At 59.3% G+C, this 24,514-nt stretch carries 20 protein-coding genes; 8 read left to right on the forward strand and 12 right to left on the reverse strand.

All coding sequences use genetic code 11. From position 1 onward, the window contains the following. Nucleotides 1-265 precede the first annotated feature (265 nt). Nucleotides 266-2,098, forward strand: a complete 1,833-nt coding sequence (locus tag ACL2XM_RS22730) for an ABC transporter ATP-binding protein (protein WP_413733250.1) — start codon at nt 266-268, stop codon at nt 2,096-2,098. A gap of 51 nt (nt 2,099-2,149) precedes the next feature. Here ACL2XM_RS22730 and ACL2XM_RS22735 read toward each other — a convergent pair whose 3' ends face one another. Then, complete coding sequence (locus ACL2XM_RS22735) at nt 2,150-3,271, reverse strand: GNAT family N-acetyltransferase (protein ID WP_413733251.1); 1,122 nt, start codon at nt 3,269-3,271, stop codon at nt 2,150-2,152. 235 nt (nt 3,272-3,506) lie between these two features. Between ACL2XM_RS22735 and ACL2XM_RS22740 the strand changes: the two genes are divergently transcribed. Next, nucleotides 3,507-4,880, forward strand: coding sequence for a cation:proton antiporter (locus ACL2XM_RS22740; RefSeq protein ID WP_413731651.1), 1,374 nt, complete (start codon nt 3,507-3,509; stop codon nt 4,878-4,880). Nucleotides 4,881-4,907: 27 nt separating this feature from the next. Here ACL2XM_RS22740 and ACL2XM_RS22745 read toward each other — a convergent pair whose 3' ends face one another. After that, the gene (locus ACL2XM_RS22745) at nt 4,908-6,305 is read right to left on the reverse strand and encodes a DHA2 family efflux MFS transporter permease subunit (protein WP_413731652.1); all 1,398 of its coding nucleotides are present in this window, start codon (nt 6,303-6,305) and stop codon (nt 4,908-4,910) included. Then, nucleotides 6,302-6,730 carry a MarR family winged helix-turn-helix transcriptional regulator gene (locus ACL2XM_RS22750; protein ID WP_410013042.1) on the reverse strand — a complete coding sequence of 143 codons (429 nt, stop codon included), beginning with the start codon at nt 6,728-6,730 and terminating at the stop codon, nt 6,302-6,304. The genes ACL2XM_RS22745 and ACL2XM_RS22750 overlap by 4 nt, the downstream gene beginning before the upstream one ends. 213 nt (nt 6,731-6,943) lie before the next feature. Here ACL2XM_RS22750 and ACL2XM_RS22755 point away from each other — a divergent pair, with 213 nt between their 5' ends. Further along, nucleotides 6,944-7,264: a hypothetical protein gene (locus ACL2XM_RS22755; protein WP_410013043.1), complete on the forward strand. Its 321-nt coding sequence runs from the start codon at nt 6,944-6,946 to the stop codon at nt 7,262-7,264. An 81-nt stretch (nt 7,265-7,345) separates the two neighbouring features. On the opposite strand, the gene gorA is transcribed toward ACL2XM_RS22755, so the two are convergent. The 4 genes from gorA to ACL2XM_RS22775 form a co-directional block, all read right to left on the reverse strand. Continuing rightward, nucleotides 7,346-8,698 carry a glutathione-disulfide reductase gene (gorA, locus tag ACL2XM_RS22760; RefSeq protein WP_413727520.1) on the reverse strand — a complete coding sequence of 451 codons (1,353 nt, stop codon included), beginning with the start codon at nt 8,696-8,698 and terminating at the stop codon, nt 7,346-7,348. A 192-nt stretch (nt 8,699-8,890) separates the two neighbouring features. Continuing rightward, nucleotides 8,891-9,733 (reverse strand): 23S rRNA (adenine(2030)-N(6))-methyltransferase RlmJ, encoded by an 843-nt coding sequence (locus ACL2XM_RS22765; RefSeq protein ID WP_410013045.1) that lies wholly within the window; start codon nt 9,731-9,733, stop codon nt 8,891-8,893. Nucleotides 9,734-10,039: 306 nt separating this feature from the next. After that, complete coding sequence (locus ACL2XM_RS22770) at nt 10,040-10,492, reverse strand: RcnB family protein (protein WP_410013046.1); 453 nt, start codon at nt 10,490-10,492, stop codon at nt 10,040-10,042. Nucleotides 10,493-10,756: 264 nt separating this feature from the next. Then, nucleotides 10,757-12,973: a glycoside hydrolase gene (locus ACL2XM_RS22775; protein ID WP_413731654.1), complete on the reverse strand. Its 2,217-nt coding sequence runs from the start codon at nt 12,971-12,973 to the stop codon at nt 10,757-10,759. 196 nt (nt 12,974-13,169) lie between these two features. On the opposite strand from ACL2XM_RS22775, the gene ACL2XM_RS22780 reads away from it, so the two are divergent. Then, nucleotides 13,170-13,574, forward strand: a complete 405-nt coding sequence (locus ACL2XM_RS22780) for an ASCH domain-containing protein (protein ID WP_413731655.1) — start codon at nt 13,170-13,172, stop codon at nt 13,572-13,574. A gap of 105 nt (nt 13,575-13,679) precedes the next feature. Here ACL2XM_RS22780 and ACL2XM_RS22785 read toward each other — a convergent pair whose 3' ends face one another. Continuing rightward, complete coding sequence (locus ACL2XM_RS22785; protein WP_410013049.1) at nt 13,680-14,102, reverse strand: DoxX family protein; 423 nt, start codon at nt 14,100-14,102, stop codon at nt 13,680-13,682. Between the two features lie 342 nt (nt 14,103-14,444). Here ACL2XM_RS22785 and prlC point away from each other — a divergent pair, with 342 nt between their 5' ends. Together prlC and rsmJ are read left to right on the forward strand one after the other, a co-directional pair. Then, entirely contained in the window at nt 14,445-16,487 is a 2,043-nt protein-coding gene (gene prlC, locus ACL2XM_RS22790; protein WP_410013050.1) for an oligopeptidase A, read from the forward strand. Then, nucleotides 16,487-17,275: a 16S rRNA (guanine(1516)-N(2))-methyltransferase RsmJ gene (rsmJ, locus tag ACL2XM_RS22795; protein ID WP_410013051.1), complete on the forward strand. Its 789-nt coding sequence runs from the start codon at nt 16,487-16,489 to the stop codon at nt 17,273-17,275. The genes prlC and rsmJ overlap by 1 nt, the downstream gene beginning before the upstream one ends. Nucleotides 17,276-17,362: 87 nt before the next feature. Here rsmJ and uspA read toward each other — a convergent pair whose 3' ends face one another. Further along, complete coding sequence (gene uspA / locus ACL2XM_RS22800) at nt 17,363-17,806, reverse strand: universal stress protein UspA (RefSeq protein ID WP_162367300.1); 444 nt, start codon at nt 17,804-17,806, stop codon at nt 17,363-17,365. Nucleotides 17,807-18,389: 583 nt separating this feature from the next. Here uspA and uspB point away from each other — a divergent pair. Continuing rightward, a complete protein-coding gene (uspB, locus tag ACL2XM_RS22805; protein WP_410013052.1) occupies nt 18,390-18,725 on the forward strand; it encodes a universal stress protein UspB in 336 nt (111 codons plus the stop codon). Between the two features lie 82 nt (nt 18,726-18,807). Here the strand turns inward: uspB and pitA are convergent, their stop codons facing one another. Then, the gene (gene pitA, locus ACL2XM_RS22810; RefSeq protein ID WP_410013053.1) at nt 18,808-20,313 is read right to left on the reverse strand and encodes an inorganic phosphate transporter PitA; all 1,506 of its coding nucleotides are present in this window, start codon (nt 20,311-20,313) and stop codon (nt 18,808-18,810) included. 288 nt (nt 20,314-20,601) lie between these two features. On the opposite strand from pitA, the gene ACL2XM_RS22815 reads away from it, so the two are divergent. Further along, complete coding sequence (locus ACL2XM_RS22815) at nt 20,602-21,813, forward strand: NAD(P)/FAD-dependent oxidoreductase (RefSeq protein WP_413733252.1); 1,212 nt, start codon at nt 20,602-20,604, stop codon at nt 21,811-21,813. A 15-nt stretch (nt 21,814-21,828) separates the two neighbouring features. Here ACL2XM_RS22815 and ACL2XM_RS22820 read toward each other — a convergent pair whose 3' ends face one another. Both ACL2XM_RS22820 and ACL2XM_RS22825 read right to left on the reverse strand, forming a co-directional pair. Beyond that, nucleotides 21,829-22,980, reverse strand: coding sequence for a hypothetical protein (locus ACL2XM_RS22820; protein WP_413731657.1), 1,152 nt, complete (start codon nt 22,978-22,980; stop codon nt 21,829-21,831). A gap of 182 nt (nt 22,981-23,162) precedes the next feature. Next, entirely contained in the window at nt 23,163-24,302 is a 1,140-nt protein-coding gene (locus ACL2XM_RS22825) for a hypothetical protein (protein WP_410013055.1), read from the reverse strand. Between the last annotated feature and the right edge of the window lie 212 nt (nt 24,303-24,514).

The following is a 24,514-nucleotide window of genomic DNA, read 5'->3' on the forward strand; positions in this document are numbered from 1 at the left end:
GCCGATAACATCCGCCCGTTCACGCGGCGGCATCAACAAGAGAAGCAGTGGAACGGCGCGCTCTGCATAACGCCTGCCGGCGGCAACCTGACGGCGGGCGCCGGGGAGCGCGCCGTTTTTTACGTCATGAGCCCCGCCGCGTTTCCTCGCCGCCATAAGATACTGTGGCTTAATGAGCGGTGAATTGAGTCAAAAATCCGGCGCAAAATGCACTACTCTTCTTTATCCCGGGTACGCCCAGCTTAAACGAGATGAGAGGATTGTGATGCTGTACCGCCGTTTCGAAAAATTTATCGACGTTTTCCAGGAAGCGCCGACGAAGGCGCCACCCGGCCGGGTATGGCCTTTCTATTGGTATTATCTGCGCCAGGTCTGGCCGAGCTTTGCCGCGCTGCTGGTGGTGGGTTTGGTCGGCGCGCTTATCGAGGTGGCGATGTTCAGCTACCTGAGCCGGATTATCGACCTGGTCAACGGCACGCCCGGCACGCGTTTTTTCAGCGAGCACGGCGGCGAACTGCTGTGGATGACGGTGGTGATCCTGTTGCTGCGTCCGGTGTTCATCGGCCTGCACGACCTGCTGGTGCACCAGACCATCAGCCCGGGTATGACCAGCCTGATCCGCTGGCAAAATCATAACTACGTGCTGCGCCAGAGCCTGAATTTTTTCCAGAATGATTTTGCCGGCCGCATCGCCCAGCGCATTATGCAAACCGGCAATTCACTGCGCGACTCGCTGGTGCAGGCGGTGGACGCCCTGTGGCATGTGCTGATTTACGCCATCACCACGCTGGTGCTGTTTGCCGAGGCGGATTGGCGTCTGGTGATCCCCCTGGTGGCCTGGATTTTCGGCTACCTGGTCTGCCTGTATTATTTCGTGCCCAGGGTCAAAGCCCGCTCGGTGGCGTCTTCAGAGGCGCGTTCCAAGCTGATGGGCTGTATTGTCGACGGCTATACCAATATCACCACCCTGAAACTGTTCGCGCATACGGCGCTGGAGCAGCAGTATGCCCGCGAGGCTATCAGCGAGCAGACGTATAAAACCCAGCTGGCAAGCCGTGTGGTCACCAGTATGGACGTGGCGATCACCACGCTCAACGGCCTGCTGATCGTCGGCACCACCGGGCTGGCGCTGTGGTTATGGACCCAGTCGCTGTTAAGCGTGGGCGCCATTGCGCTGGCCACCGGCCTGGTGATCCGCATCGTCAATATGTCGGGCTGGATCATGTGGGTGGTTAACGGCATTTTTGAAAATATCGGCATGGTGCAGGACGGCCTGGAAACCATCGCCCAACCGGTCAGCGTCACCGACCGGCCGCGGGCGCAGCGGCTGGTGGTCGACCGCGGCGCCATTCGGTTTGATCATGTTGATTTTAACTACGGCCGGGAGCGGCCGGTGATAAACGGGTTGGATCTGTTTATCCAACCCGGCGAAAAAATCGGTCTGATCGGCCCCTCCGGAGCCGGCAAGTCGACGCTGGTGAACCTGCTGCTGCGCCTGTACGACCTGGACGGCGGCCGGATTCTTATCGACGGGCAGGATATCGCCCACGTCAGCCAGGAAAGCCTGCGGGCGCAGATCGGCATGATCACCCAGGATACCTCCCTGCTGCACCGTTCTATCCGCGATAACCTGCTGTATGGCAAACCCGGTGCCAGCGACGAGCAACTGTGGGATGCCATTCGCCGCGCCCGCGCCGACGAGTTTATCCCGCTGCTGTCCGACCCGCAGGGCCGTACCGGCCTGGATGCCCATGTCGGCGAGCGCGGCGTGAAGCTCTCCGGCGGGCAGCGCCAGCGTATCGCCATCGCCCGGGTATTGCTGAAGGACGCGCCGATCCTGATTATGGACGAGGCGACCTCGGCGCTGGATTCGGAGGTGGAGGCGGCCATCCAGGAAAGCCTGGAGCTGCTGATGCGCGGCAAGACGGTCATTGCCATCGCCCACCGGCTGTCGACCATTATCAAGATGGATCGGCTGGTGGTGCTGGATAATGGGCGCATCGCCGAGGTCGGCAGCCATAACGAACTGCTGGCCCGCCAGGGGTTGTATGCCCGGTTATGGCAATACCAGACCGGCGGATTTGTCGGGGCGGAGTAATCAGGGCGGCGGCATGGCGCTTGGTCGGTGCCGGTTATCGCCACGTTTTGCTCAGTCCTGGCGGTAGGGTAGCGACTGCCTGGCGTCCTGCGCCCAGGCGCGCACGGCCTGTTGTTCTTGCGTCAGGAAATCGGCCACCGCCTCGCGCAGGCCGGGGTGGCGCAGGTAGTGCCATGAGTCGGTCAGCACCGGCTCGAAACCGCGGATAAGCTTATGCTCGCCCTGGGCGCCGGCGTCAAAACGCGCCAGCCCATGGGCAATGGCATAATCAATGCCCTGGTAAAAACAGGTTTCGAAATGCAGCCGATCGAATTCCGCCAGGCAGCCCCAATAGCGCCCGTAAAACGTATCGCCGTCCACCAGGCTGAAGGCCATGGCCACCGGGCGGCCCCGTTGGCTGGCCAGCACCACCCGGACGGCGTCGGGCATCCGTGCGGCCAGCAGGCTAAAAAAGTCCCGTGCCAGGTAGGGCGTGCGGCCGCGCACCTCATAGGTATTGGCGTAGCAGGCGTAAATAAAGTCCCACTGTGCCTCGCTCACCTGCCCGCCCGCAAGCCAGGCGAACTCAATGCCCTGCGCCAGGACCTGCCCGCGTTCCTTGCGCATTTGCTTGCGTTTGCGCGAGGTCAGGGCATCAAGAAAATCCTGGAAATCCCGGTAGCCGCGATTAAACCAATGGTACTGGCAGCCCAGGCGCCTGAGCCAGTCCGGCTCGGCCGCCAGCAGACCGTTGGCGTGGGAATCGGTAAAGTTGATATGCGCGCCCGAGAGGCCGTGGCGGGCCAGATGCCCCGGCAGCGCCGCCAGCAGCCGGGCGCCGGGCGCCGGGTCGCCGAGCAGCCTGGCGCCGGTTACCGGACTGAAGGGCACGGCGCCCAGCCATTTGGGATAATACTGAATACCGGCGCGTTCGCAGGCTTCCGCCCAGCCCTGATCGAAAACATATTCGCCATAGGAGTGGTGTTTCCGGTAGCCGGGCATGGCGGCAAGGGTACGGCCGTCCTCCACCCATAACAGATGGTCGGCTTGCCAGCCCGAACGCGGATCAAGGCTGCCGCTGTCCTCAAGCGACGACAGAAAAGCGTGGCGCAGAAAGGGTTGTCCGGCCGGGACCAGGGCATCCCACTCGCCGGCGGGAATATCGCGCAGGCGCGCCAGGGACGTTAAAGACATCACAATATGCTCCGGTGAAGTGCCGACAATCAGAAAGAACAGTAGCCAGTTGCCGCGCGATACGCAAGGGCGGGGGCACGCAGTGGCAAAGGCGCGGTATCTCAAGGCGGGTTAGTTTTCCAGCGTGAAGCGATGTGCCGTGCCGGGGTGCCGATAGTCCGTCCACACATAATCAGAGCGAATAAAAAAAATAGATCATACTTAGAGGGGAATAACGACATTATCAGGGGAACGCATGGGTTTTACGGGATGGACAGCGGCCGTGGGCGGCTTGTTATTAGTCATGTCGCTGGCGTCCGGCTGGATCCATCGCGGGCCCGTCACCTCATTCGGCGTATATCTGTTGGCGGGCATCGTCTGCGGTCCCTGGGTGCTGAACCTGCTGCGGGTGGATGTGGCCGCCCACGCGATGTTAATCGCGCATGTCACCGAAATTGCCATGGCCGCCTCGCTGTTTATTACCGGCCTCAAGCTGCGATTGCCGTTCCAGGACCAGGGCTGGCGCATGGGACTGCGCCTGGCTTTCCCGGCGATGATCCTGACGGTCGGCGGCGTGACGCTGGCCGCCCACTGGCTGACCGGATTCTCCTGGCCGCTATCCCTGGCCTTCGGCGCGATAGTGGCGCCGACCGATCCGGTGCTGGCCAGCCTGATTTCGGTTAACGACGCCCGCGACGACGATAGCCTGCGGGTCTCCCTGTCCAGCGAAGCGGGCATGAACGACGGCACGGCGCTGCCGATTTTGATGTTGGCCATGCTGCTGCTGACCACCCATGAGCCGCTGTCGTTCGGCATGCTGGGCCACTGGGCGCTGCGCGATGTCGCCTGGGCGCTGCTGGGCGGGCTGGGCATCGGTTTTGGCATGGGCCGGCTGATTGGCCATCTGGCCACGCACCTGAAAAGTACCCGGAACGACACCGCGCCCAATGATTTCCTGGCCCTGGCGCTGGTGGCCTTAAGCTACGCCGCGGCGCAAAGCCTGGACGCGTCGGGCTTTTTAGCCACGTTTGCCGCCGGCGTCGGGCTCAGGCGCACCGAGCTGGGCATCTTTTCCCGGCATTCGCCGGACCATTTGCCGGAGGACGCGCGCGGCGGCACGGCGGAATCCCTGGTCAATCCCAACCAGCGCCATGAGTCCGGTGCGTCGGGGCCGCTGCGCTCCGTCGGCCTGGTGGTCAGCGACGCGCTCTCCTTTGGCGATACCATGGAACGGTTGTTTGCCGCCGGTATCGTTATCGTGTTGGGCGTCACCCTGGCGCTGCATTGGGATCCCATGGGATTGGTGCTGGCGGCAATCGTATTTTTGCTGGTTCGCCCGCTCGCAGTGTATGCGGCGACCATCGGCAGCGGCACGCCGCGCCTGCACCGGGTCTTGATCGGCTGGCTGGGTATCCGCGGCATCGGCAGCATCAACTATATTACCTGGGCCTATATCCACGGCCTGTCCGGCCCTGATGCCGAGCGCATGGCCAATATGGCGTTTACGCTGATTGTGGCAAGCGTTATCGTGCACGGTATCTCGGTCTCGCCGCTGCTCAACTGGCGGCAGGACAAAATGGCGGCGGCCGCGCAACGCCGGGACAGGCCCGACTCTTCCGGGGATGGCTGAACCGGTTGCCGCGCCGGTGTTTTTGGCTCAGGCCGCGCGCGATATGCGCAACGGCAGGAGCATCGCCGCCGCCAACGCCAACAGGTGCAGGCCCGAAAGCAGCGCAAAGGCCAGCAAGAATTGCCGCGGTTGGGCATGGCCGGGATGAACCTGGGTTAACGAGACGGCCATGACCAGGAGCGTGGTCGCCACCGGCCCGCCGATCCGTTGTGCGATATTCAGCGCGGTGTTCGCCACGGCAAGCCTCGCTTTCGGTAGCGACGCATACGCGGCCGATATGGACGGTATGCTGATGGTTCCCTGGCCCACGCCGGCGAGAAACAGGCTTCCCATGGCCCAGGCGGGGGAGAACAGATGGCTTGCCATCCACAGGAACGCCAGGGTGCTCAGGAACGCCAGCAACGCGCCGCCCGCCGAGACCGCGCGGCAGCCGTACCTGTCTGTCAACGCCCCCAGCAACGCAAACGAGCACATCATGCCCATCCCCGTCGCGGCGATAAGCCAGCCCGCGTGCGCGGCGGATAACCCACAGCCGGCTATCAGGTACAGCGGGACGATCAGCTGCCGGCCGTACATGATGCCGCTGGCGAAAAATTGTGTGATCGCGGCGACAGAGAAGGTCCGGTGCGAGAAAATCCGTACGTCGATCAGGGCTGAATCCCCCTTGCGCAAGGAATAGCGTACGAACCCGGCCAGAACCACGACGGCCGCAAGCAGCAGCCATCGTCCCCCGGCGTGCGCCGCATTTTGCAGCCCGTAAATCAACGCCACGAGGCCGGGGGAAATCAGCGCGAAACCGGGAAAATCGAACGGCCGCGATGGCAAGGTGACGGCATCGCCCGGCAGCAGTAACGCCGCCAGTGCGACACCTGCCACCCCCACCGGTACGTTAAGGTAGAACAACCAGGACCAGGTGGCCTGCGTCAGGATCGTCCCGGCCACCACCGGACCGAGAATGGGTGCGAGCAGGATAGGCAGCGTGGCGTAGCCCATCACCCGCGCCATGTTTTTCCCCGCCGCGCGCGCAATCATCATCTGCGTCATGGGCGCCAGCACGCCGCCCACCAGACCCTGGAACACCCGGGCGGCGATCAATCCGCCCATCGTTTGCGACGCGCCGCACAGAACGGACGCCAGGATAAAGACCGCGAAACAGATAAGATAAAGCCGCTTTGCGCCGATACGATCCACGAGCCAGCCGTTGAGCGGCAGCATCAGGGTCATCGCCAGCAGATAGCCGCTGACGATCCACTGCGCCGTCGCAATCGATGAGCCGAGCGTATGGCTGATGGTCGGGAGTGAAACGTTGACCACGGTCGAATCGAGCTGCGTCATAAACGACCCGATCAAGACGACGACGGCCACTTTCCACACGGATGAGCCGATTTCGCCGGGCGCGTTGCCGCGCTTCGTTCCCGGGTTCATTTTTCGGCCAGTCGTTTGATGATCCCGCCGGCCTTGAAAAGCATGGCGCGTTCTTCCACGTCAAGTTCCGCGATCGCCTGCGATAACCACAGCCGTTTCGCCTCGCGGTTTTTCTTGCGTAGCTCAACCCCGCGCGCCGTCAGCTCGATAAGCACCTGGCGGCCGTCGGTGGCATGCGGCGTACGCCTGACGATGCCCATGTCTTCAAGCGCGGCAATGGTCGCGCCCATAGACTGCGGCTTCATCCTTTCGGCACGCGCCAGCGCCGCCGTGGTGGCGGGGCCGTCGTTAGCCAGCCGCGACATGACGACAGACTCGGTCATTGAAAGTTCTCCCGCCCCGGATTCATTGCGGGTACGCCGGATAAGCATCCCTATCGCCTGCATAAAATCGAAAACGTCTTGCTCCGGGGTATTGGCTGACATGACCTGGTCACCATAATGGGTAAATGATAGGGAAAGCATGAATGTTGCCAGTCAAACTTGCAAGATAAACTTGCAAGTTTGACTGTTAAGTGCAAATCTCATTCCTGGCGCCGCGCACCTGGCGCCGTCAACCCGCGCCGCCGGGCGAAGCCATCGGCCGCTGCGCGGCAAGCGGCGGGCAACACACTGATATGGCCATTGGAGGATCCCCGCATGCCGTGGTATCACTACCTGTCGTATTTCTTGGGCGGAGCCGTTGTCGCCAACGCGATTCCACATTTGGTCAGCGGAATGATGGGGCGGTCTTTCCAAAGTCCCTTTGCCACGCCGCCGGGCCAGGGGCTGTCATCGGCAACCGTTAATGTGTTGTGGGGGGCATTCAATGTGGCGCTGGCCTATTTTTTGATTTACCAGGTGGGATCTTTCACTCTACGCGCTATGGCGGACGCGGGCGCCGCCGGCCTGGGCGCGCTGTTAATGGCGCTGGTGTGCGCCCGCGCGTTCGGGCGTTTCCATGGCGGTGCCGGAAAATGACACTGGCGGTAGATCAGGGGATCTATCGCCAGTGAACGCGTTTTCCGGATTTTTACCGGGATGGGACGATGGGGTATAGCCTTATCGCATGGTGACCAATTCTTCCGCCGCGGTGGGATGAATCGCCACGGTATTATCAAAATCACGCTTGGTGGCGCCCATCTTCATGGCCACGGCAAAGCCCTGAAGGATCTCATCCATGCCCAGGCCGATGCCGTGCAGGCCGATAATTTTTTCCTCCGGCCCCAGGCACACCAGCTTCATCCTGCATGGCTGGCGATGGCTTGTCACGGCGGTGTACATGGAGGTAAACGCTGTTTTGTATATCTTGATCTGTTTTTCACCGTATTTGGCGATCGCTTCCGGCTCGGTCAGGCCGATGGTGCCGATGGGCGGATGGCTGAACACGACGGTTGGGATGAGATTGTAATCCAGATGTTCTTCCGGCTTGCCGTTAAACAAGCGTTCCGACAGGCGGCGACCCGCGGCCACCGCCACCGGGGTCAGTTCCACCGCGCCGGTATTGTCGCCGACGGCGTAGATGCCCTGGACATTGGTATTCTGGTATTTATCCACCCGGATATAGCCGTTGCTGTCGGTTTCCACCCCGGCCGCGGCCAGGTTGAGGTTATCAGTGGACGGCTCGCGCCCGATGGCCCAAATCAGCGCGTCGACGGTAAATACCTGGCCGTTTTCCAGCGTCAGCGTCAGGCTGCCGTCCTGGTTTTTCACAATGGTTTCGGGAATTGAGCCGGTATGCAGGTTCGGGCCTTCCGCCTGCATGATTTCCACCAGCGTCTCCACCACCAGCGGATCGAAGGTGCGCAGCGGCGCGTGCTTACGCACAAACAAATGGGTCTGCGCGCCCAGCGCATTCACCACCCCGGCAAGCTCCACCGCGATATAACCGGCGCCGACCACCGCCACGCGCTGCGGCATGGCGTCCAGCGCGAAAAAACCGTCGGAATCGATACCGTATTCGGCGCCGGGGATATCGATATGGCTGGGGCGTCCGCCGGTCGCGATCAGAATATGATCGGCGGTGATGTGTTCGCCGTTGACTGCTACGGTATGCGCGTCAACAAAGGTGGCGAAACCCTCGATAACATCGACGTTGTTATTGCCCAGCACCCGTTCGTAGGACTGATGGATGCGGTCGATATAGGCGCTGCGGCTCTTGACCAGGGTCTGCCAGTCAAAATGGTTAATGGTGGTGTCGAAACCATAATCCGGACCGTAGAGCTTGATCGCCTCGGCGATTTGCGCCGCGTGCCACATGATTTTTTTCGGGACGCAACCGACATTGACGCAGGTGCCGCCAAGATATTTGGCCTCGATCAGCGCGCACTTCCGGCCGTACGATGCGGCACGGTTAATCGAGGCGATACCGCCGCTGCCGCCGCCAATAGCAAGATAGTCGTAATGTCTGGTCATCAGGATTCCCTTTTGGTCTTTTGATGGGCACAAGTTTAACGCGCAAAACGCATTTGTCGCAAAGTTTGCATCAATCCCTCCGATAGGCGCAGAGCGGGGCGCCGTGGCAATGCGCCGGCCTGGGCGTTGGCCCGGCGCTGCCCGATCTGTCGGCGTTGGCCGCCGCCCGGGCGCCGCCGGATTCGCCCGCGGTTATTCCGGCACCACCCAGCGCACCAGCGTATGGCCGTGTCCGGTGGGCACCAGCGCCTGGTGCAGCCAGGGCAACAGCTCGGTCATCTGTTGCTCCAGCATCCACGGCGGATTGATCACAATCATGCCCGAGCCGGTCATGCCGCGCTGGTCGCTGTCCGGCCTGACCGCCAGTTCGATTTGCAGGATGCGGCGGATGCCGGTTTTCTCAAGCGATGCCAGGATTTTTTTCACATGCTGGCGCAGCACTACCGGATACCACAGAGCGTAAATGCCGGTGGCAAAACGCTTGTAGCCCTCCTCAATGCCGGACACTACGTCGGGATAATCGGATTTCAGCTCATAGGACGGGTCCATCAGGATCATCCCGCGCCGGCTCTGCGGCGGCAGTTGGGATTTCAACTGGGCATAACCGTCGGCGCGCAATACTTCGGCGCGCGCGTCTTTCTGGAACTCATTACGCAGCAGCGGATAATCGCTGGTATGCAGTTCCGTCAGGTGCAGCTTGTCCTGCGCGCGCAGCATCTGGCGCGCAATCAGCGGCGAGCCGGGGTAATAACGCAGGGTACCGCTGCGGTTATAATGACGGATTACCGTCAGGTAGGGGTCCAGCAGCGCCGGACAATCGTCCCGCTGCCAGATCTTGCCGATGCCATCCAGGTATTCCCCGGTGCGTTCGGCGCGCTCGCTGCTGAGCAAATAGCGCCCGGCACCCGCATGGGTATCAAGATAAAGGAAAGGTTTTTCTTTTTCCTTCATGGCCGTCAGGATCAGACTCTGGACGGTGTGTTTCAGCACATCGGCGTGATTACCGGCATGAAAACTGTGGCGATAACTTAACATAGTGTTTTGCGCTTTCAGATGATGTTGTTATTTACAGTATAATCAGTGCGTTACCGAAAGTGACTACTGTGCGTCGTTGCGGTGCTGAAGATTTACGGCCCTAACGGCAAGACAGGTACGGGGCGCGCTACAGGGCACAGCATATCATGGGCGCTAGTATAAACCGCCTTGGGGATAAAAAGGGAAAAGCATTGCCCGCGACCTGCGGGCTTTTTTATGCCTGGATAGCGCCAGGGCGGGGGAAAACGAGGGGGAAAACCAGGTAAAGCCTGCCGATGGGCGTTAACCCATCGGCAGGAAAAGGCGTTAGTTATGCAGCATGCTGCCGACGATAATGGACGTTATCACTCCGGTCGCCACCGCCATCAGTACATAATTACCGTCGATATAGGCCCATTGCTCGCCTCTGGGCGGCTCGTACAGGCCACGGCTACGCCAGTCATCAACGCGGTAATGTTCGCGGTAATAGCGCGGTACCGGATGTCCGCGCCTGAAATCATGGCCGTTCCAGGCGAAATGGTCGCGTTCACGGCCGCGCGGGCCGCCCCGGTCGCCATGGCCCCGGTTATCATGGCCGCCCCGGTTGTCATGGCCGCCTTGTCCGCCCGGGCCGCCATTACCGTGATGGTCGCCGCCCCCGTTGCGGGGCTGCCAATCCTGGCCGTCGTGTCCGCCGGGACCGTCGGCGTATGACGCTGTCGGGAGGCAGGCGCTTGCTGAAATTAATGTGATTACCATTAGCAGCGTAGATTTTTTCATTTTTTGTCACCCTCAATTAAGCGACTGCTTCGCCAAGCCAGTAAGCACACTATCAGCGAGATCAGACGGGACGACATCAGGAAATATCTTAAAAAAATGCCCTACTGACAATGATTTACCGCCCTTATCGCATTCCTTACATATGTGAAGGTAATGCGGGCGCCCCCCGGCTATCAGCCATGGTTAAACGCGCGCGGCATAGTGTCCGGCCCCGGTGGTGATGCCGCGGGAAGGAACCGGCTTCCTTAGGCGTTACGCATGACGCTATCCTTTAAAATCCAGTATCCGGCCGTCGGCCAGGGTTGCGCGCAGGCCTTGGGCGGGAATATCCGCAAAGGCGCTTTGGCTGAAGTTGGCGACAATCACCGACCCGTCGCTAAACGTGGTTTGCTGCACCCAGCCGGCGTCGTCCAGCCAGCGGAAACCCGTCAGCGCTTGATTCCACAGTGCGGTATGCAGCGGGCGGAAGACAGCATCCGTTTTGAGTATTTCCGGTAGTCTGGCGGCGAGCGTGGCGCGATTAAGATGATACATCGGTGCCGTGTTATACAGCCCGCTAAGCAAGGTCCGGGTCGTTTTCACCTCGCTTAACTTGAGGTTGTCGGTGTGCCAGTGATGGCTGCTGATAAGGGCATCGTGAAAAACGGCCTGATAAAGCGGGATACGATTGCGCGGGTCGAATACAACGCTGCGATAAGGCTCCTTCACCTTTGCCGGGGCAAAAAAGAATGCCGGCTGGGCATCCGGCCACCAGGCGCCGAGATACCAGGGGGAACGGCGATCCTGATACATATCCTTGCGGCCCCAGCCAAATCCCCAGGTCTGGGTGCCATGCGCAAACATCAGCTGACCGGCATTGGCCGCGTTGCCGTCCTCTGATCCCAAGGGCAGTTTAAAGGTGGTATTAAACCAGGCCATGCGGGCATTGCGGGCGGCAATGGTGTGCTGCGCGCCGCTCGGGTGGACCGGATGATAGTCATCCGCGGCCATGCCGGTGCCGTCGACATCCAGGAACAGGCTGTTCAGATTCCCCAGATGCATCAGTTCGCTTATTCTTCGCTGCGAAAAGGACAGCATACAGCTGGGGTTAAGATAATACCCTTTTTGGCCAAAACCGGGCTTTTTGCCGCCATGCGCTTCCACGATGGCGCAGTTTTCGCGCAGCGCCGCGGGTATCTGCGCGCTTAACCAGCTGTCATTAACGCCGCGCGGGATAGCCGTATCGTATGAATCATAGGTGGCGATCAGATAGCCTGATTTTTTTGCCAGCGCCACCGCCCGCGCCGCCATAAAATTAGCGGTCCACTTTTCCGTTGCCAGCCATAACCGCGGCAGCCCCGCCTGATGCAATGCGGTTATCAATGGCGTGCTTAACCCCTGGCCCCAGGCTGCGGCAGGGGCAAGAAAGGGGCCCAGGCGCTGTTCGGCAAGCCGGCGTATGGCGTTGGCCTGTGCCTGCTGCGCCGGCAGGAAATCAGGATCATCGGGCGTGGCGTTAACAGGAACGCTGTCGATTAAGGCTGCATTCAGCGCGGCGGTCAGCGAGGCTTGCTGCCATGGCTGCGGAATCCGGGTTTTAACGGTCTCAAGGGTTTGCCTGCCCTCTTTATCGATTTTATCCCACAGGGATAATCCCCCTGGCGATTGCAGATACAGCGCCAGTCCGGGCCAGTCAATAACATCGGACACATCGAGCGGGCCGTTGCCCCATAGATAAACATGGGTGGCCCCGATCAGTTTTTCGCCCTCCGGCGCCAGGCGGATTTTATCCTGTAATGATGTGAACTGACCGGTTTGCTGCAGATATTGCCGATAGCGCAAGGCGCCGGAAAGCTCTGAACGCCCCGCATAAAGCAGGACCTGCAAAGGCTGATGTTGATTAAATCGATTGAATTCATGCGCGGCGACCATCTTCACCGCGGTTTCTGCGCCGGAAAATGCCACCTCATTATGCATCGGCGTGAGTAAGAGCCAACTGACGACCTGGCCGCCCTGCAACTGGCTCCATAACGGCAGTTTTAAATCCATATTGGTATTGAGCGATGACATCTCGCCCAACAGATACTGTTGCCAGTGCGGATCCTTAAGTGACACCCGGCTGCCTTCGGCCAGCGGCAACAGCAGTGTTTTCACCGGCTCGGGCAGGGAAAACCAGATAAAGCGCTGCGGCTTGGCGGTCGTGAAATCAAGATATAACTCGTTATCCCCCAGCCGCAGGGCGACGTTCATTGCCCGCTGCGGCCAGTACCAGTTAGCCTGGGTGGGGCCGTGGCTCAATGCAGTGACTTTCTGCGGCGCCTGCGGCTGATTTACTGGCATATTGCCGATACGGATGGCAAGCGTGGACGGGTCGACGGTAAAGATCATGTCATCGCGTTGCAAGGTTAACGCGCTGGCCGATCCCGCCAGCAGTAACAGGCCGCAGGTCACGCTTTTGGCCAGGCAATGCCATTGCCCGGCGAGGCGGGGCGTCTTGTTCATGATGTCACCTCGGGATACCGCGTTACTATTTTATATTTATAGGGGGAATGCTTGCTGTTGCTTCAGCCGGATTTGGCGATGTCGTGAACCCTAGCATGGCGGCGTGGCAATGCCATTTACTTTACTCAATACGGCTTTTCTGTTAATGGATCGTTTAGATTTTTTCCAGGTAATTTATTGAAAGGGTGGGGTTATCATGCGGATTGTTCTTGCGGACCGTTATCCCGGCGCCCAATTCTGGGCTTTTGGCGACAGCGCCGAGATGGCCGATACTCTGCTGGCCCTGGTCCTGCGCGGCGAAAAAACCGCGTCCTGCTGTTCTTATACCGCTTTCCGGCAGGACGGGGCCCCGGCTGTCGGCGGTTATCATGTGATACTGGACGGCACCGACAATCCCGCCTGCGTCATCCGCACCGTGGCGCAACGGTTGGTGCGTTATTGCGACGTGACCGCCGACATGGCCGCCCTGGAAGGCGAGGGAGATAAGAGCCTGGACTACTGGCGGGCGGCGCATCGGGATTTTTTTCAGCGCGAGGGCGGCTTTTCACCGGAGATGCTGCTGGTATTCGAGCAATTCACGCTGATAGAAAGACTTCAATGAAAAACGGCGTATCGCCCGCAGCCGCCGTCCCCGGGCCGGGATGGCGGGGTATTTCCCGCACGGCGCCATGCCTTGCCGGCCATCCAAGCCGGCGGGGGCGGGCGTTTAACGCAGGTTAGGATTGCTCATCACGCTATACCGGCCGCAGCCCAACAGCGCTATGGCGATGCCGGCGAACAGGTAAACGGCGATAACCTCAAAACCCCAGCCGCCCACTTTGTCCAGGGTCAATATCATGCCCGGATTGGTAATCAGCCAGGCAAAGAGCATGGTAAAACAAAATACCAGCGCGGCGGGGCGTACCAGGATGCCGAGGATAAACAGCACCGGCACCACTATCTCGCCGAGAAACACACCGTAGGCAACAAACGCCGGCATGCCGTGCCGCTCCACCATGCCGACGATACCGTCAATACCATAGATCGCTTTATGGATGCCATGAAGCATCATCATGCCGCCAAAAGCGACGCGCAGCACTAATCTTCCTAAATCCGGTTTATCCAGCATACGGTTAAAAGCAGCAATCATTTTACACCATCCCATTTGCAATAAATTTGAATGATTATCGTTGTAACCATTATTACTCTTTTCAGCGACAAAAGCCCACCGCTTAAATGAGCCAGATCAACCAAATAGCAGCAATAACGAAAATAAATTTCCCCTACGGCCGCGGGGCATATTGGCATCCCTCAGCCTGGGGTGTGGGGCGGCAACCGCGCTGTTCTCTCCCCGCGCCGCCGCTATTTTCCACGGGCCGTTAGCCGTCGGCGGCGTTAACGGCATAACACATTCCGTTGCCCGCCATTGATTTTCGCTATAGTTAGCCTCATGTTACTTTCATATCTTTTAAACAATGATCAGGGCCGCGCTATGACAAATCCGTTGTTGACTCCATTTTCCTTGCCGCCGTTTTCCGCCATTCTTCCTGAGCATATCGTCCCGGCGGTAAAATCCGCCCTTGCCGACTGCCGACAGACCGTTGAGCGCATCGTTGCGCTATCGGGTCCGTATACCTGGGACACCTTGTGCCAGCCGCTTGCGGAAGCGGACGATCGCCTGGGCCGCATCTGGTCGCCGGTCGGCCATCTGAACGCGGTGCAGAACAGCCCGGAGCTGCGCGAAGCCTATGAGCAAAGCCTGCCGTTATTGTCGGAATACAGTACCTGGGTGGGCCAGAACAAGGGGTTGTACGACGCGTATCGCGATTTGCGCAACGGCGAATACTACGATGAGCTGAGCGTGGCGCAAAAAAAAGCGGTTGATAACGCCCTGCGCGACTTCGAGCTGTCGGGGATCGGCCTTTCACCCGAGAAACAAAAGCGCTATGGCGAGATTGCCGCGCGCCTGTCGGAGCTGGGTTCGGCCTATAGCAATAATGTGCTGGACGCCACCATGGGGTGGAGCAAGCTGATTACCGACGAAGGCGAACTCGGCGGCATGCCGGAAAGCGCGCTGGCCGCGGCCCGCGCCCAGGCGGAGGCGAAGGGGCAGGAAGGCTGGCTGATTACCCTTGATATCCCCAGCTATCTGCCGGTGATGACGTATTGCGATAACGCCGCCCTGCGTGAAGAACTGTACCGCGCCTATGTCACCCGCGCCTCCGACCAGGGTCCCAATGCCGGCAAATGGGACAACGGCCCGATCATGGAGGAAATCCTGGCGCTGCGGCACGAATTCGCCCAACTGCTGGGTTTCGCCAGCTATGCTGATAAGTCCCTGGCGACCAAAATGGCGCAAAATCCGCAGCAGGTGCTGGATTTTCTCACCGATCTGGCCCGGCGCGCCCGTCCGCAGGGCGAGCAGGAACTGGAGCAGCTGCGCGCCTTCGCGGCCAAACACCACGGCCGCGATGCGTTAAATCCCTGGGATATTACCTACTATAGCGAAAAGCAAAAACAACATCTTTACGCCATCAGCGATGAGCAGCTGCGGCCTTATTTCCCCGAGCAGCGGGTGGTAAACGGCCTGTTTGAGGTGGTGAACCGCATCTATGGCATCACCGCCGAGGAGCGTACGGATGTGGATACCTGGCATCCCGAGGTGCGTTTTTTCGATTTGTTCGACGAACAGGGCGAGCTGCGCGGTAGTTTCTACCTGGATTTATATGCCCGCGACAATAAGCGCGGCGGCGCCTGGATGGACGATTGCGTCGGCATGCTGCGCAAAGCCGACGGCAGCCTGCAAAAGCCGGTGGCCTACCTGACCTGCAATTTTAACCGCCCGGTCAGCGGCAAGCCGGCGCTGTTTACCCACGACGAGGTCACCACCCTGTTCCACGAATTCGGCCACGGCCTGCATCATATGCTGACCCGCATCGACACTCCCGGGGTTGCCGGCATCAGCGGTGTGCCCTGGGACGCGGTGGAACTGCCCAGCCAGTTTATGGAAAACTTCTGCTGGCGGCCCGAGGCGCTGGCCTTTATCTCCGGCCATTATGAAACCCACGAGCCGTTGCCCAAAGCCATGCTGGATAAGCTGCTGGCGGCGAAAAATTACCAGGCGGCCCTGTTTATCCTGCGCCAGCTGGAATTCGGCCTGTTTGATTTCCGCATGCATTTCGAATACAGCCAGGAACAGGGCGCGCGCATCCTGCAAACGCTGGCGGAGGTGAAACAGCAGGTGGCGGTCATGCCGGCGGTGGAATGGAGCCGTTTCCCCCATGCGTTCAGCCATATATTCGCCGGCGGTTACGCGGCGGGCTACTACAGCTATCTCTGGGCCGACGTGCTGGCGGCGGACGCCTGGTCGCGCTTTGAGGAAGAGGGGATCTTCAATCGGCAAACCGGCCAGTCGTTCCTGGACAATATTCTCTCGCGCGGCGGTTCCGAGGAGCCGATGGCGCTGTTTGTCCGTTTCCGCGGCCGTGAACCCGAGCTGGACGCCATGCTGCATCATTACGGTATCCGCGGATAATGCCGCTGGAGCCGCTGGCGCTGCGTTGTGAACCGGGCGTGGACAAGGCGCGTTTAGCGGCCCTGGCTGAACGCTGGGGCCTGCTGCACGATGCGTCGGCGGTGATGGAACTGGTGCTGACGCCGGAGCGCCTTGAGCTGCGCAAGCGCGATGAGCCGAAGCTCGGCGCCATCTTCGTCGATTTTACCGGCGGGGTAATGGCACATCGCCGCCGCTTCGGCGGCGGACGCGGCGAAGCCATCGCCCGGGCGGTGGGTGTAAAGGGTAAAACGCTGCCGGACGTGGTGGACGCGACGGCGGGCCTGGGGCGCGATGCGTTTGTCCTGGCGTCCCTCGGCTGCCGTGTGCGCATGTTCGAGCGCCATCCCGTGGTGGCGGCGCTGCTGGACGACGGGCTGCAACGGGCCTATGACGACCCGGAGGTGGGGACATGGCTGCGTGAGCGCCTGACGCTGGTGCACGGCTCCAGCCTGATCGGGTTAACCGGGCTGCGGCCGCGTCCGGATGCGGTTTATCTTGATCCGATGTTTCCGCACCGGCAGAAAAGCGCGCTGGTTAAAAAAGAGATGCGGGTGTTTCAATCGCTGGTGGGCGCCGACGAGGACGCCGACGAACTGCTTTTACCCGCGCGCGCGCTGGCGACCCGGCGGGTGGTGGTCAAACGCCCGGACTATGCTCCGCCGCTGGCGGGCATTGCCGCCCAGGCCCATATCACCACAAAAAATCATCGTTTCGATATCTATACCCCGCAAGCAATCCCCGCAGAGCAACAGGTTACGGCGGATTAAACCCGCCGGAGAGGCGCAATGTCGGGGTGAAACCATGCATGCGCCGGCCCCCGCCCCGCAGGGCGGAGGCTGTGCGCATCAACACGCTTAATCCTCGTAGACTTCTTCGTCGTTCAACGGCACGATCAGCATATCCACATGGACGGTGTTGATCAGCTGGCGGGCCGACGACATCAGCTTGCTCCAGAAATCCTGATGATGTCCGCACAGGACCAGATCGACATCGTACTTATTGATGGCATCCACCAGCACCTGGCCTAAATCGCCGCTGCCGCTGAGGATTTCGGCAATCGGATAATGGGCGTTCTGCGACAGCTGCGTCATCGCATTTTGGGTTTCCTCGGAGATGCGTTTTTGCATATCCCCGAGATTGACGTCGATAAGTCCGGTATAGAGATCGGAATAATTGACGTCAACATGGATCAACGAAATCTTCGCGTTGTACGGTCTGGCCATCGATACTGCTTTTTCCACCAACACATTGCTTTCCGGTGAAAGGTCAACGGCGATAAGGATGTGTTTATAAGACATAATCAGACTCCTTGCAAAATGTCACTCGTTAACTCCGCGCGACGTGGGTACTCATCCGGCATGTCTGTGACGCCTTAAGTTTAACACTCGGCGGCGTTCCAGAAGTGATGCCGTGATCACACCTATCCGTATGATATTTATCAACCCGCCCAGCATTTTCGGCTGGGGCGATACTCCGGCGGTAAAACCTTAACAGCAATAACTAACATAATTGAATTATAATTATTAATTTTTCAACGCACTAAATTTAGTATAGCTTTTATTAGAAAGGGCATCGCGCATTATCCGGGGAGGATGCGACGTAGCCCGTATGCCGGGGTGACCCGGCAAGGCGCGGTCGCGTTGCTGAAAAAAAACCGGCTAAAAGAACAATTTTTGTCGCTTCGATTGCTTTCTTTAGACAAACTTTTCTACACTCAATATTGCAAGGTCCGGCAGTATTTTTACTGCGTATATCCATTCTCGGTTATATCAATTTTTGGGGTGGGCTTCTTCAGCTCTGTGGTTAGTTGCTATCGCGCGTAAACCGCTGCCGGCCCGGATGTCGGAAGGTTGTGTGGAGTCGCGTTGCCGGGGGGGATTTATGATCAACACCGTTGCGCTTTTCTGGGCTTTATGTGTCGTCTGTGTCGTTAATATGGCGCGTTATTACTCATCGTTGCGGGCATTATTGGTGGTACTGCGGGGGTGCGATCCGCTGCTCTACCAGTACGTGGACGGCGGCGGGTTTTTCACCGCGCACGGACAGCCCAGCAAGCAGCTCAGGCTGGTACGCTACATCATTGCCCAGCGGTATCTCGATCATCACGATCCGGAATTTATCCGCCGCTGCGAGCGGGTGCGCCGGCAATTTATGCTGACCAGCGCGCTGTGCGGATTCATCGTCGTCAGCCTGATTGCCCTGGCTATCTGGCACTGAGACGTAAAGAAACCGTGCTGGGAATCAAACAATTAAAAAGGCGACCCGCAGGCCGCCCTTTTCACTACGCCTGCCGGATGCGTTAAATCAGCTTCAATGCCAGCCAGTAAAGACTACCCGAGAGCACGATAGCCACCGGCAGGGTGAGTACCCATGCCAGCAGGATATTTTGTACGGTCTTACCCTGGACGCCGCCGCCGTCCACCAGCATGGTGCCCGCCACCGCGGAGGACAATACATGGGTGGTGGAAACCGGCATGCCGGTATAGCTGGCGGCGCCGATGGACACGGCGGCGGTCATCTGCGCCGACAGTCCCTGCGCGTAGGTCATGCCCTTCTTGCCGATCTTTTCGCCGATGGTGGTGGCAACGCGCCGCCAGCCAATCATGGTGCCCAGCGACAAGGCCAGCGCCACGGCAACGATAATCCACAGCGGCGCGTACTCCACGGTTGCCAGCAGATCCTTACGCAAATTATTCAGGAAGCGTTTATCTTCGCCGGTGGTTTGCGGCAGCTTGGCGGTCCGGTCCGCGGTATCGGCGACGCACATCAACAGGCGGCGCACATGCGCGCGCTCGAAGGGCGTGATCTTATCGTAGCTCTGCAAATTATCCAGCAGCGCCATGGCGCGGGTGATGGCCAGCAGCGCCCGGGAACTGTCGCAGTGAAACTCGGCCGGCGTGGACGGCAGGGCGTTGACATCCGGCGTCGGAATCGCCGGCGGTTCGGCGTTAACCACCTGCGGCAGGGCGCCTTGATGCTGCAGGTAAAATTGCTGCAGGTTGCCGACCGCGTCGCGGGTGCGGGCGATATCATAGCCGGTGGAATTCATATTCACCACGAACCCGGCCGGCGCGACGCCTATCAATACCAGCATGATCAGGCCGATACCTTTCTGTCCGTCATTGGCGCCGTGGGCAAAACTCACCCCGGCGGCCGACAGGATAAGCGCAGTGCGGGTCCAGAACGGCGGTTTGCGTTTGCCGTCTTTCTTCTCCCGTTCCGCCGGCGTCAAATGAATGCGGCGCCGTTTCGGGGTGCTGCTCCAGTAACGGCGCAGCGCGAAGACCATGATACCGGCCACCACCAGCCCGACGATGGGCGAAATGATCAGCGACAGGAAGATCTCGATAAGCTTCGGGATATTCAGCGCGTCCAGCACCGACGAGTCGGTTACCATGGCGTTGGTCAGGCCGATGCCGATAATGGCGCCAATCAAGGTATGCGAGCTGGAGGCCGGCAAACCGAAGTACCAGGTTCCCAGGTTCCAGATAATGGCCGCCAACAGCATGGAAAACATCATTGCCAGGCCGTGGGTGGAGCTGACGTTTAACAACAGGTCGACCGGCAGCAGATGCACGATGGCATACGCCACGCTCAGGCCGCCGAGCAGTACGCCGAGAAAATTGAAGATTCCCGACATGCCCACGGCCAGCTGCGAGCGCAGGGCACGTGTGTAGATTACGGTTGCTACCGCATTGGCGGTATCATGAAACCCGTTGATGGCTTCATATACCAGGACAAAAATCAATGCGAGCACCAGCATAAGACCGGTATGAAACTCCAGGCCGGTAAATAGATGTAGCATAGGGTTACGCCATAGATTGGACATGAACGGGGCGCATTATCTGCGACAACAGGGGCCGTGGAAAAGAGAAATATGACCTTTTTATGACATTTCTGTCGGCACTGCGCGGGCTTGTCCGCACTTTACTCTGTAAAATCATGAGGATAACTATGCTTACTGATTTTATCATCCTGTTACGTTGGCATAAGGCCACCGGGGACATTACAATCGACCCCCGCGTGGAACGCACAATAGCCGGACGGACGCCCTTTTTCATGATTAAGCAGGCATAAGCAGAGAGCAAGTATGGTGGAACAGTTTGACGTAGTGGTGATCGGCGCCGGCGCCGCGGGCATGTTTTGCGCCGCGCAGGCCGGCCGGCTGGGCCGCAGGGTATTGCTGCTGGATAACGGCAAAAAGCCGGGACGGAAAATTCTCATGTCCGGCGGCGGCCGCTGTAATTTCACCAATTTGTATGTCGAGCCGGCGGCGTTCCTCTCGCAAAATCCGCATTTCTGCAAGTCCGCCCTGTCGCGTTATACCCAGTGGGACTTTATTGCCCTGATGCAGCAATACGGCATCGCCTGGCATGAAAAAACCCTCGGCCAGCTTTTTTGCGACGACTCGGCGCAGCAGGTGGTGGATTTGCTGCTCAAGGAGTGCGAATTGGGCCAGGTGACGCTGCGCTGCCGCAGCGAGGTAGGGGCCGTGGAAAAACGCGGCGATGATTTTTTCCTGACCCTGCCGGGCGGCGCCATCAAAACCGCCCGCCTGGTGATCGCGACAGGCGGCCTGTCCATGCCCGGCCTGGGCGCCACGCCCTTCGGTTATAAAATTGCCCAACAGTTCGGACTGCCGGTCATCCCCACCCGCGCCGCGCTGGTGCCTTTTACCCTGCATAAGCCCCTGCTGGAACAGTTAAGCGTGCTGTCCGGCATCGGCGTGCCCGCGGTGGTCGTTGCTGAAAACGGCGTCTCGTTCCGGGAAAACCTGCTGTTTACCCATCGTGGACTGTCGGGACCCGCCATATTGCAGATTTCCAGCTTCTGGCAAAGCGGCGAGTACCTGACGCTTAACCTGCTGCCTGATACCGATTTAGCCACGTTCCTGGCGGCAGAATTGCGCGAACACCCCAACCAAAGCCTGAAAAACACCCTGGCAAAACTGTTGCCGCGTCGTTTTGTCGAGATGTGGTTCGCCCTGCTGGCCATTCCGGAATGCACGCTAAAACAGCTCACCCACCGCCAGCAGGCCGATTGGATTCTGGCCCTGCAGCAGTGGCGGCTGCAGCCGAACGGCACCGAGGGCTATCGCACCGCCGAGGTCACCCAGGGCGGCGTGGATACCCGCTATCTCTCGTCCAAAACCATGGAAAGCCGGCAGGTGCCGGGACTGTATTTTATCGGCGAGGTGGTGGATGTGATAGGCTGGCTGGGCGGCTATAACTTCCAATGGGCCTGGAGCTCGGCGTGGGCCTGCGCGCAGGCGCTGGGGGCCGCGGAACGCCCTAACCCTGCCTGAGGGTCACGCGGTGACTTAACGCAGCCGCCTGATCTCATGATCCCGGTACTTGTAGTTACAACGCAGTTCCACGCCTGCGGGGATATCAGCCAGCGTGAACACCGCGATAACCGATACCGTGCGCTTATTCGCCAGAATCGCCGGAAACCGGGCCATTTCCACATTATAGCCGGATCGGGCCTGGCGGCAGGGACGGCCATGCTCGTCATATTCAACCAGGGTGTTTATTTTGGATATGATGCCGTCGCCGTCAAGAATGATCTCCTCTTCCTGATCATCGGCCGCTATGGATATCAGATAGTCATGATCGAAAACGGTTTTGTCGCACACCCCTTCCGGTACCAGGACACCGGCGTAGATTCCCACGCACGTCCCTTTCGCCAACGGCCTGGCGGCCATCACCCCCCATTGGCCGATAAGGGATTTTTCCCGCTCCGGCACATCGTTCCTGGTGAGCTTACGGCACTGCAACAAGCCTGCATAAAGCGCGGCCCGATCGGCGCCGCTCACATCTCCGCTGGCAAAGGGCACTACCTGGTCATTGGCATAGCGGTTATTGGCGGTGGTCGCCAGCGAAAAACGGTTGAGATGGATGATCGTCACGGCATTGCCGTCCACGTCCCGATAGGGCGGCAGGGCATCGAGACCGGTGTGATAACTTCTGTTCCTGGCAATGATGGTGCTGCGGATCTCGCTTTTCATAAAGTGGGTCAGCACGCCGTTCATAAACACCCGGGCAATCAAATGCGTCGCCGCGCATTCTTCTTCACTGGCCTGGTCGGGCGGTTGCCCGGCCCGGCCATCCACTAATTTAAGCGCGTGCAACCGCGCACTCCAATTCAAACCATGGCGGCGGTTAACGTGTATGCTCATTCCTGCAAGCGCGGCATGGTCTTGCGGCGTCATCAATTTGTCAGCCAATGCCCGGACACACTGCAGCCCGATAATGACCGCGCGATAGGGGTGCTTTTCCTTTTCACCCGCCTTACGCAAGGTACTTTCCAGAATGGCATGCCACTGGCGCCAAACCGGGCGGCACCGGTCACAGCAGTTCTCCGCCACCTTCAGGTGACTGGTTAGCCTGGACAGCCCGCCTGGCCGACGGACCTTGCCCGCCGGGAGGGAATGTATGGCGGGTGGGCCGCCGGGGGAATGAATATTGTACATACTAAGTGGACCTCCCTATCATCATTGCTGCGCGTCGCTTCTCTGCTTTACAGCCGGTAAGCCATGGACGTGGCTTTCATACGGAGCTTATCGGGAGGGGATACGCGGCACAACAAGGCCGGCTGACATAAGATTTTTCCCCGCGCCGGGTTCGCGGCTTCGCGTTTAGCCGCTATTGTTCATCAGGTTCTGTTATCGGCAGTGGTGTTATATTCCGGCGGCGTCAGGGAATAAATACGCAGTTCCTCACCGGCGGCGATGTTCCTTAAGGCAAATATCGCCAATACATAAATTTTCCTGCCATCCGCCAGTTCCGCCAAAAATTTGGCCGCCTCGACATTGCAGCTTTCCGCTGCGGGCTTATGCGCAGCCCTGGGATCGTCGTAAGCGAAACCGGCCCTTATTTTCGCCAAAATGCCATCACTGTCCAGATAAGTGTCAGGCCCGCCACACACTGAAATATCGACGATATATTCCATATTGAAAAACTGCCGGTGCGCCATAAGATATTCATCGACCAGCGTCCCTGACAGCACGCCTACGCAGGTATCCTTAGCGATCGGGCTGCGCGCCATCACCCTCCACTGTGGCGCCGCCTCCGCCTCCGGTCGCGACGGTTTATCCAATGCTGCATGGCGCAACATAACCTGCGCATATAATTTCAATCTCGCCAAGGGCGCCGTTGTCGAGGTTATAAACGGTTTAACCCCATCATTGGCGTAAACTTTGCCTGAAACGACTTTTTTTGAGTCGGCGCTGATGCTTTTTATTTTCAATATCGTGTCGTCCGAGCGACGAAACGGATAAAGGCCGTTCAGGAGGGGCTCGTAGCAGCGGCTTCGTTCCAATTGTGCCTGGTGGAACTTGGCGTGCAAAAATTCATCAAGCAAGCCTCTCATCAGTAGTTTGGCGAACAGATGAGTCGCTGCGCGTTCTTCCGGTTTTTGTTCATGCTGTTTTTTTCTGCCCGCAAGCGCAAAGATATGGTCGAGAAGCTGTTTTTCGTGCAGGTCGGTTACTAACAGGCTGACGCCAAGTATATTCTCGTCCGCCGCGCTCACCAGCCGTTCGGCAATGTCATATCTGGCCTGCATGCTATGCAGCATCCTTGCCGGTGGATGCGGCGCGGTCAGCATGCCGTCCTCCATTTTAGCGACTTCCTGATTCCATCTTTCCCAGAGGGTCGCGCATCTTTCACAGCAATTTTGTATCCGGGCAAAATGGCTCGCGATCCGGGTTAACGCCTTTGCGGGTTGCGGTGCCGACAGGCTGCGCAAGGTGATAAATTCCTTGAGATAGGGCGAAGCGATTTGGTCCATCATCCGTTCCTGTTTTTATCGTCATAAGGTGGGGCTAAAGCTAAACGGCTAAAACAGGGCTGGCAAGCAGTCTGGCGGGAGAGAGTTTTTTGCCAGGCGGCAAGAAAGGGAGAGCGCTGAGGCTACGTGAGCTGCGGGCATCAGGCCACAGACGCCGCCGGGCATCGCACGGCGCTGCGATGACAGCTTGGCGGCCTGGAACAATACTCTGATCT

Origin of the sequence: Sodalis sp. RH20, assembly GCF_047324205.1 — a bacterium.
Classification (GTDB): domain Bacteria; phylum Pseudomonadota; class Gammaproteobacteria; order Enterobacterales; family Enterobacteriaceae; genus Acerihabitans.